We start from the raw sequence: 8,656 nt of genomic DNA on the forward strand, positions 1-8,656 counted from the left end.
CAACACCTTTATGTTGTCCTTCTTGAAATTCAATAACATCACCTTTATCCACGATAAAAATGTGATCATTATCTATTCCAATATCTCGAGCTAATTTTGCATGAGCCGTTTGCATACGGTATTCACCGTGAACTGGAATAAAATATTTTGGCTTCATCAAGTTCAGCATAAGCTTCAGCTCTTCTTGACTGCCATGACCGGATACATGAATCTTTCTTTGTCCAGAATAAATTACATTCGCGCCAGCTCTAAATAATAAATCTACTGTTTTAGAAACAGAAGTTTCATTTCCTGGAATTGGCGAAGCAGCGATAATAACTGTATCATTTGGCCGAATAGAAACTTGCTTATGTGCTTGTTTTGCCATTCGAGATAATGCAGCCATTGGCTCTCCTTGACTACCTGTCGTTAAAATTGCAATCTGATGATCGTCGTATTGGTCAATATCTTGAGATGAAATGATCATATCTTGGGGGATATGTAAGTAACCTAAAGTATTAGCAACATCGACAACTTTCACCATACTCTTTCCTACCACTGCCACTTTACGATCATGTTCTTGTGCTGCATCAAATACTTGCTGAATTCGGTGCACATTGGATGCGAAGGTTGCGATTAAAATTCGACCTTCTGCACTACTAAAAACTTTGGAAATTTCTGCTCCCACTGCCTTTTCGGATCCAGTGTAACCTGGGCGCTCTGCATTTGTGCTATCTGAAAGCAAACAAAGAACCCCGTCATTGCCTAACTTAGCCATTTTACCAATGTCCGCACGATAGTTATCCACTGGCGTTTGGTCAAATTTAAAATCTCCTGTGTAGACGATTGCTCCCTGCGATGTATGAACTGCAACTCCTACTGAATCAGGTATACTGTGGTTCGTTCGAAAAAATGATACAGATGTTTGGTCAAACATAACGATTGAATTTGCATCAATTGGTTTCAATGTGACGCGACCGAGCAGATCTGCTTCTCGTAATTTTTCTTCTAATAATCCTAATGTTAAACGAGTCCCGTAAACCGGGATTTGCAGCTTCCTTAGTACGTATGAAATGCCGCCTATATGATCTTCGTGACCGTGCGTTAAAAATAATGCTTTTACTCGTTCTTTATTTTCTTCTAAATATGTAATGTCAGGTATTACTACATCAATTCCGAACATTCCTTCTTCCGGAAATTTAAGACCAGCATCTACAATAAAAATATCAGAATCTACTTCGACTCCATACATATTCTTCCCGATTTCCCCTACTCCACCTAAGGAAAATACTCTTACTTTTTCTATCTCTTTCTTTCTCACCTTATAGCCTCCCCATGATGGGCATAACCGTACTAAGTCACTTACGAGTATTATAACTGAAATAAGAAATAGAAAACAAGTTAAAATCTTTACTCGTAAGTCATGAATATTCATAAAACCGTATTTTCCTTCACTTTCTTGCATAAACTAACATAAAAAAAACCACAGTGGTTTTCACTGTGGCATAACTACGTATAGGTTCGTAATAGATATTTACTTTTGAATAGTATTTATTACTTGCTCAAGTCGGAATTGTTCTTCATCCGTTAATGGGATAAGAGGTAGCCGAACGGAACCGACGTCTATTCCATTTATAGCAAGGGCTGCTTTTACAGCCGTTGGATTTGGAGCCATAAATACCGCTTTTGTTACACGTAGTAAAAGCTGATGAAGATTTTGCGCTTTCTTGTAATCCCCAGCATAAAAAGCGGAAATCATTTCTTGCATTTCATTTCCAATAATATGCGCAGCAACTGAAATGACGCCATTTGCTCCTACCGCTAGAGCTGGAAGTGTTAAGCCATCATCCCCGCTGTATACAGCAAAAGTATCATCTGTTTGCTCGATTACTTCAGTCATGGAAAGCACATCGCCTGTAGCGTCCTTTAATGCGACAATGTTTTCAATATGCGATAATCTAACAATTGTTTCCACTGATAACTTTACAACTGTACGTCCTGGAATATTATACAGAATAACAGGAAGCGGTGTGCTATTTGCAATCGTGGAAAAGTGTTGGTACATACCTTCTTGCGATGGTTTATTGTAGTAAGGTACGACTAGCATAACCGCGTCCACACCAGCTTCTTCTGCCTTTTTCGTTAGCTCTATAGAAGCACGAGTATTATTACTGCCCGTACCAGCAATAACAGGTACCCGACCATTTGCTGCACTTACAACATGCCGAAATAGCGCTATTTTCTCGTCTGTCGTAAGCGTTGGAGATTCGCCTGTTGTACCACATACGACCAATGCAGTTGTTCCGTGCCCAATCAAATAATCCACAAGTTCTGTTGTTTTTGCAAAATCAATATTTCCATCGCGATCGAATGGTGTTACCATAGCGGTTGCGACTGTGCCAAAATCTATCATGCTCCCACTCCTTGACTTTATGCTTCTTTCGATAATGCAAAAGCGTCATGTAAAGCGTTCACGGCTGTTACGAGATCACTCTCATTTACAAGCGTCCAAATCGTCGTATGGCTATCAGCTGATTGCAATATTTGCACTCCGTTTTCGGACAAAGCTGTAACAATGGTAGAAGTCACACCAGGTACCCCAGTCATACCTGCTCCGACGATGGATACTTTCGCACAGTGTCTTGTAACACTTGGATCATAACCAATTCGATGGAGAACTTCAATTGCTAGGTCCGCTACGTCGTCATTTACTGTGTATGCAACGCCATTTGGAGAAATACTAATTAAATCCACACTAATCTGATTGTTGGCCATTTCTTTAAATACCTGTGCTTGTAAATTGTATGGCGCATTTTTTACGTAAACTTTTATTTGCGTTACATTTGATACATGTGCAATACCTGTTACAGGTCGTTCCTTTATGAGCCGCCCTTGACCAATACCTTCATACTCCGAAACAAGAGTCCCTGTACTATCGGAATAAGTAGAACGAACACGCAATGGAACTTTCGCCTTCATCGCAATTTCAACTGCACGGGGATGTATAACTTTCGCACCTTGATATGCCATATTACAAATTTCATTATAAGTTACCATTTCAAGCGGTCTTGCATCTTTCACGATACGAGGATCTGCGGTCATTATTCCTTCTACATCTGTGAAGATATCAATGTATTCTGCCTGAAGAGCAACCCCTAATGCAGCGGCAGATGTATCGCTGCCGCCTCGTCCAAGCGTTGTAATATCCCCATTCACTGTTTGACCTTGAAATCCAGTTACAACAACAACATCAGCATGTTGAAATTCTTCCAGCACCCGATCACATTTCATTTCGATAATTCTCGCATTGGTAAAATCTTCTGTTGTGATAAAACCAGCTTGTGCACCGGTTAATGCTGCTGATTTAATCCCTTCACCATTTAACATATCAGAAAATACAATAGCCGAAATAAGCTCGCCACATGATAAAAGTAAATCCTTTTCTCGGTTAGAGATATGGGACTGTTTGTCATGTACGAGACTAAGGAGAGTATCGGTAGCATAAGGCTCTCCTTTACGCCCCATTGCGGATACAACAACAACAACTTTATACCCTTCCTGAATGGCATTTGAAATGTGGCGAAGTGCATGTTTTCTTCCTTTTTCGTCGCGTACTGATGTACCGCCGAATTTCTGTATAATTATTTTCATATTTTGGCACCTTCTTTAAAAACTTACACGAGACCTAATTTTATAAGACCCTCCGCAATTTGAACAGAATTCCATGCAGCACCCTTTAATAAATTATCGGATACTACCCAAAGATGGAATCCTTTATCATTATTTAAGTCTTTACGAATACGTCCAACGAATACTTCATTTTTTCCTGTAGCATAAAGTGGCATTGGATATTCTTGCTCCGCTGGATTATCTTGCACTACAATACCATCTGAAGTTGCTAGCAGATTACGAATATCATCTGCCGTTACACCTTCGTTTTCTACTTCAATATACACAGATTCAGAGTGACCAGCTACGATAGGAAGACGAACACAAGTAGCTGCCACTTCAAGTTCTGGCATATGCATAATCTTTTTCGTTTCATTAATCATTTTCATTTCTTCATAAGTGAAACCATTATCTTCGAACACATCAATTTGTGGGATTGTATTAAATGCGATTGGATAATGTTTCTCCCCACTTTTTACTGGTAAAATATTCGCTTGTACTTCTTCTCCGCTTAACATCGCTCTAGATTGTTCTTTCAATTCTTCAATTGCAGTTGTACCTGCACCAGAAACTGCTTGATACGTACTAACAATTACTCGTTTTAATCCGTAAGAAGCACGAATCGGTTCAAGTGCTACAACCATTTGAATTGTAGAACAGTTTGGATTTGCGATAATACCATTATGTTGAAAAACATCCTTCTCGTTAACTTCAGGTACAACGAGTGGAACGTTTGGATCCATACGAAATGCACTTGTATTATCAACAACAATAGCACCGCGCTTCGCTGCTTCAGGTGCTAGCAATTTAGAAACGGATCCACCAGCACTAAAGAGTGCGATATCTACAGATTCAAAGCTCTCAGGTGTTGCCTCTTGTACCGTTACTTCTTCTCCTTTAAAGGAAATCTTCTTGCCAGCAGAACGCTTAGAAGATAATAACGTCAGCTTTTCTATTGGAAAGTTGCGTTTTTCTAACGTATTTAACATTTGTTCACCAACTGCGCCGGTTGCTCCAACTACAGCGACATGAAAAGATTTTTTCTTTTCCATCACTATACCCCTTTCTACATACATCCTGTACTTATAAAAAGATGAGGGTATCCTCCATCTTTATGAAATCAATAATACCACATTGTAAGGTACGTTTGATGTTTTTTCGAAAAATTCCCTATGTTTAAAATGATTAATTATTCATGTATTTGAATTTTTCCACAATAACCGGCTGAAGTTGTTTACCTTCTAATGCCATACTGATTGTATCATGTAAAAGCTCCATCCTTGCAACCATTGAACTTGGCTTTTTATCAGGAGCGTCCTGACCAAATGGAACAAAATACATATTTCTTGCTGCCATAAGACGCATTAAAATGTAACCAACAGGATGTAACCACATTCACTTATATTTAAACTGTCGACTGGTGGGACATCTTATCCCTTCACGCAAGTTCTGTTCATTAATACATGATTAATAGTGATTCATTGCAGATCTATATGATCAGAGTAGTTCCAATATAAATAGCCGTTCCCCACATTATCAAAGCTGAAACTCTATTTAAAACAAACAAAAAACGTCCTGACTTATCTAATTCCCCCGATAGCCTGCCTACCATTGCTAAACCAGCAAACCATATCCACGAAACGAGCATACATACTACTGCAAATGCTGCTTTTTCATATCCAGCATATTGTAAGGAATTGGTTCCAATCACACCAATTGTATCTAAAATAGCATGTGGATTTAATAATGATACAGACATGGCAAACATAATTTGTTTTTTTGGAGAAAACGAAACGGCTTTATCTTGATGAAGAGCTGGTTTGCTTCTCCATGTAACAATCCCCATATAGAATAAAAAACAAATTCCAATCAAAAGTAAAACGGTTTTAAGCCAGTAATAAGTTAGGACAACAACCGATACACCTAACACGGCCAACGAAATTAATAATGTATCGCAAAGAGATGCGGTAATAATAACAGGTAACACCTTCACATACTTTGACTGAACCGCTCCCTGGTTAAACACAAACACATTTTGTACACCTAATGGTAAAATTAATCCAAATGCTAAAAGGAAACCATGAAAAATTGCTGCTATCATTTCTTATCCTCCAACTTGATCGTTGTTACCATTGTATAAGAAAAATCTAGGTAAGTCGCCATCAATGATATATAGAGAAAAAAACTAGGAGGGTATCTTTTGTCAGGAGAACTATATTAATTGTGTCTGAAGGACTTCAGGCATTGCAATTCATATAGTTAGACTTATTGCACCGCGGCTCGATCATTTTTCTTGAAAGCAGCTACCGCATTTCAACGTCTACAATGTCTATATAAGGCACCGTATGCTCCTCACCATGTATGGTTTTCACTTCAATACATCGATAAATAGTACTAATATTTTCTAGCAGACCTTCATACAAATAAAAATGTCCATCACTGTAATACGTAACAGCAATGGCTAATTTTCGGTTATAGGCCTCCGCCAATGTACGATTAATTTCGTCTATCTTATTTTCATCCAAAATCGGTCGTGCTACCTTCTTTTGCTCCTGAATCATTCGTTTCACCCCTTCAAACTGCGGCGTAATGGCTTGAAAAGCCGCCCACTTTTTCATGCCTCGTTCACTGATTTGCACAGGGTATCATCCTTTCATTCTGACTTATGTCCACCAATTAACGTATTTCTATGTTTTGCAGTGGAGCCGCTCGTGTAAGAAACTGCCCGAAGTAATGCATTCTTCCCATACTTTCGTCGTATTTCGTCCATCACCAAAGCAAGCTTCTCTTCTTTCCCTCGTTTATCCACATCCTCAAAAATCGAAAGCTGCCGTTCCTCCGCTGCTACAAAATTAGTCAACGACATGCCGATTTGACGCACAGGAGACTGATTATAATACATTTCAAACAGATGCAAACAAACCTTATACAACTCCATCGTAATATTGGTAGGTTCAAAGAGCGTATAGGAGTGGGAAAATCCCCCTCCCCCCGTTGTGCGACTATACCCCACGCTTAGATGAATCGTACGGCATAGCTTTTTCATGCAGCGCATACGAAAGCATACTTCTTCTAGTTGTTCGAGTATGAGTATCTTCAATTCTTGTATATCTACATAATCACGCATCAATATTTGTGATTTTCCAATTGACGTGGAAACAGGAGTATATGGCTCGTCAATTTGACTTTCATCCATTCCATTTGCGTGTTGCCGAAGCTCAAGTCCTAAAACTCCAAGTTCTTTCTTTAAAAGTGCAACTGGATGTTTTGCAAGTTGTTGCACACTAAAAATGCCCATTCTGTTCAAACGACGCTCAGTTCTTACGTTAATTCCGTACATTTCCGTTAAAGGCAAAGGCCATAGCTTCCTAGGTACATCCTGTATCGTCCATTCATCAATACCATCCTTTACTTTTTTTGCACTGTATAATGCCATTTTCGCCAGAAAAAGATTTGGTCCCATTCCAACCGTTGCTGTGATTCCAGTGGTATCTAAAATATCCTTTTGAATTACTTTTGCTAGCTCCCAAGAAGTCATTTTATACAGTCTTTGATATTTAAAATCAGAAACATCTAAAAAGCTCTCGTCGATTGATAGCGTATGTAAATCATATGGTGCTACGTATTTTAAAAAAATCTCAGTGATAGCATTTGAAATCCGAACATACTCTGCCATCGATGGATTCACAATGATAATGTCTTTCAATGGTTGTATTTCATATAAACGCGAACCCGTCTTAATACCTAATTTCTTTAGCTTTGATGTAGCAGCTAATACAACAGAACCTTGCTGCTCTGTATTACCTACAACCGCTAATTTCACGGTTAAAGGATCTAGTCCACGCATAATAGAAGAAACTGAAGCGAAAAATGATTTTAAATCTATACAGAAGATTGTACGTGCTCGTTGCTGCGTATGATTAAAATGAAATTTCATCTTCCTCCTCCAATATAGAACATTTGTTCCCTTTTGTTATTACTATATGCCAATTGAAAGAAAAATAAAAGTGGAACTTTAAGGAAAAATAATTTATTACTTTCAAAGACAAATATCCTTGCTCGTTGAAGTTCAAACAAGGCAAGGACAAATAATTAAATCACTCGTACTCTGGACTTTAAGCTAAAAAAATGATGTTCGAGATTTTAAAAAACGAAGGAAACAGTTAGTCATTTATATCTCCCTCACTCTAAGAACCTATAGCGTACTTCTCTTCATTCAAAAAAAATTACACAGTTCATTATATTAACGATATTTCATTCCCATACTTGTCTATACTAAATAACTGAGGTGATGAAATTGGCACAATGGATCTATTCACATTTTATTAACACTATATTTTTTATTATATCCGTATTTGGTCTGGTCATTTTTGTACTCATACTGCAAATTCGTAGTGTTCTAAAAAAATAAGTAGAAAGCCAGTATTCTTATTCTCTTTGTATATCGGGTAATGTATAATCCGCCTGCCTCATAAGATCTTCTATTATCATCCATCCAGCTTCGTGATATTCACGAAGTACGGCTTCAATTTCTTCCTCGCTCATAGGAGGCGGTGCGACAATATGGACAGTTGCATTCCCAATCTTATAAGTGGCTACATATTTATTGTTCACAGTATCAACACCTTTCGTTAATGTATATGCAACCTTTCTTGACGAACAAACTCTAAAATTGCAGACCTTTTTTATGACTTATCTGTTCTGGCCTCCTAAAAAAGAACGAAGATGAATGAGAGACAAAAAGAACCTCCCTATAGGTTCTTTTTTATGTTCCCTTTAATATGCTTTGATAATGAGGTGATGCTGATGAACCGCGTTGCTATATACTTACGGAAAAGCCGTGCCGATCTGGAAGCAGAAGCTCAAGGCGAGAGTGAAACCCTTTCAAAACACAAAGAAATCTTATTCAAATTTGCTAAGGATCATCATCTTACTATCATTGCTACTTATCAAGAAATTGCTTCCGGCGAAAGCCTTGTGCATCGTCCCGAAATGCTACGGTTGCTTG

9 protein-coding genes and 1 pseudogene are annotated in these 8,656 nt (G+C 38.3%); 1 reads left to right on the plus strand and 9 read right to left on the minus strand.

What is annotated here, in order from left to right; genetic code table 11:
* The 9 genes and pseudogenes from AC11ZT_RS09845 to AC11ZT_RS09885 form a co-directional block, all read right to left on the minus strand.
* Positions 1 to 1,300 (minus strand): ribonuclease J (locus AC11ZT_RS09845; protein ID WP_484059428.1); only part of this gene is annotated, 1,300 nt, incomplete at its 3' end.
* Between the two features lie 213 nt (positions 1,301 to 1,513).
* Entirely contained in the window at positions 1,514 to 2,392 is an 879-nt protein-coding gene (dapA, locus tag AC11ZT_RS09850; protein ID WP_484059429.1) for a 4-hydroxy-tetrahydrodipicolinate synthase, read from the minus strand.
* Positions 2,393 to 2,409: 17 nt separating this feature from the next.
* Positions 2,410 to 3,630, minus strand: coding sequence for an aspartate kinase (dapG, locus tag AC11ZT_RS09855; protein WP_484059430.1), 1,221 nt, complete (start codon positions 3,628 to 3,630; stop codon positions 2,410 to 2,412).
* Positions 3,631 to 3,653: 23 nt separating this feature from the next.
* Complete coding sequence (gene asd, locus AC11ZT_RS09860) at positions 3,654 to 4,700, minus strand: aspartate-semialdehyde dehydrogenase (protein ID WP_484059431.1); 1,047 nt, start codon at positions 4,698 to 4,700, stop codon at positions 3,654 to 3,656.
* A 133-nt stretch (positions 4,701 to 4,833) separates the two neighbouring features.
* Positions 4,834 to 5,025, minus strand: a pseudogene (gene spoVFB / locus AC11ZT_RS09865) (dipicolinate synthase subunit B); the annotation flags it as partial.
* A 112-nt stretch (positions 5,026 to 5,137) separates the two neighbouring features.
* Positions 5,138 to 5,749 (minus strand): LysE/ArgO family amino acid transporter, encoded by a 612-nt coding sequence (locus AC11ZT_RS09870; protein WP_484059432.1) that lies wholly within the window; start codon positions 5,747 to 5,749, stop codon positions 5,138 to 5,140.
* Between the two features lie 202 nt (positions 5,750 to 5,951).
* Positions 5,952 to 6,287 carry a YolD-like family protein gene (locus AC11ZT_RS09875; RefSeq protein ID WP_484059433.1) on the minus strand — a complete coding sequence of 112 codons (336 nt, stop codon included), beginning with the start codon at positions 6,285 to 6,287 and terminating at the stop codon, positions 5,952 to 5,954.
* 14 nt (positions 6,288 to 6,301) lie between these two features.
* Positions 6,302 to 7,585, minus strand: coding sequence for a Y-family DNA polymerase (locus tag AC11ZT_RS09880; RefSeq protein WP_484059434.1), 1,284 nt, complete (start codon positions 7,583 to 7,585; stop codon positions 6,302 to 6,304).
* A 491-nt stretch (positions 7,586 to 8,076) separates the two neighbouring features.
* Positions 8,077 to 8,262, minus strand: a complete 186-nt coding sequence (locus tag AC11ZT_RS09885; RefSeq protein ID WP_484059435.1) for a hypothetical protein — start codon at positions 8,260 to 8,262, stop codon at positions 8,077 to 8,079.
* A gap of 192 nt (positions 8,263 to 8,454) precedes the next feature.
* On the opposite strand from AC11ZT_RS09885, the gene AC11ZT_RS09890 reads away from it, so the two are divergent.
* On the plus strand, positions 8,455 to 8,656 hold a 202-nt coding region (locus AC11ZT_RS09890), incomplete at its 3' end, for a recombinase family protein (RefSeq protein ID WP_484059436.1).

The sequence above is a fragment of the Ectobacillus sp. genome (genome assembly GCF_056992975.1).

Coding starts and splice junctions, on each gene's coding strand:
- dapA (WP_484059429.1), bottom strand. CDS start 2,392: ATGATAGATTTTGGCACAGTCGCAACCGCTATGGTAACACCATTCGAT.
- dapG (WP_484059430.1), bottom strand. CDS start 3,630: ATGAAAATAATTATACAGAAATTCGGCGGTACATCAGTACGCGACGAA.
- asd (WP_484059431.1), bottom strand. CDS start 4,700: ATGGAAAAGAAAAAATCTTTTCATGTCGCTGTAGTTGGAGCAACCGGC.
- AC11ZT_RS09870 (WP_484059432.1), bottom strand. CDS start 5,749: ATGATAGCAGCAATTTTTCATGGTTTCCTTTTAGCATTTGGATTAATT.
- AC11ZT_RS09880 (WP_484059434.1), bottom strand. CDS start 7,585: ATGAAATTTCATTTTAATCATACGCAGCAACGAGCACGTACAATCTTC.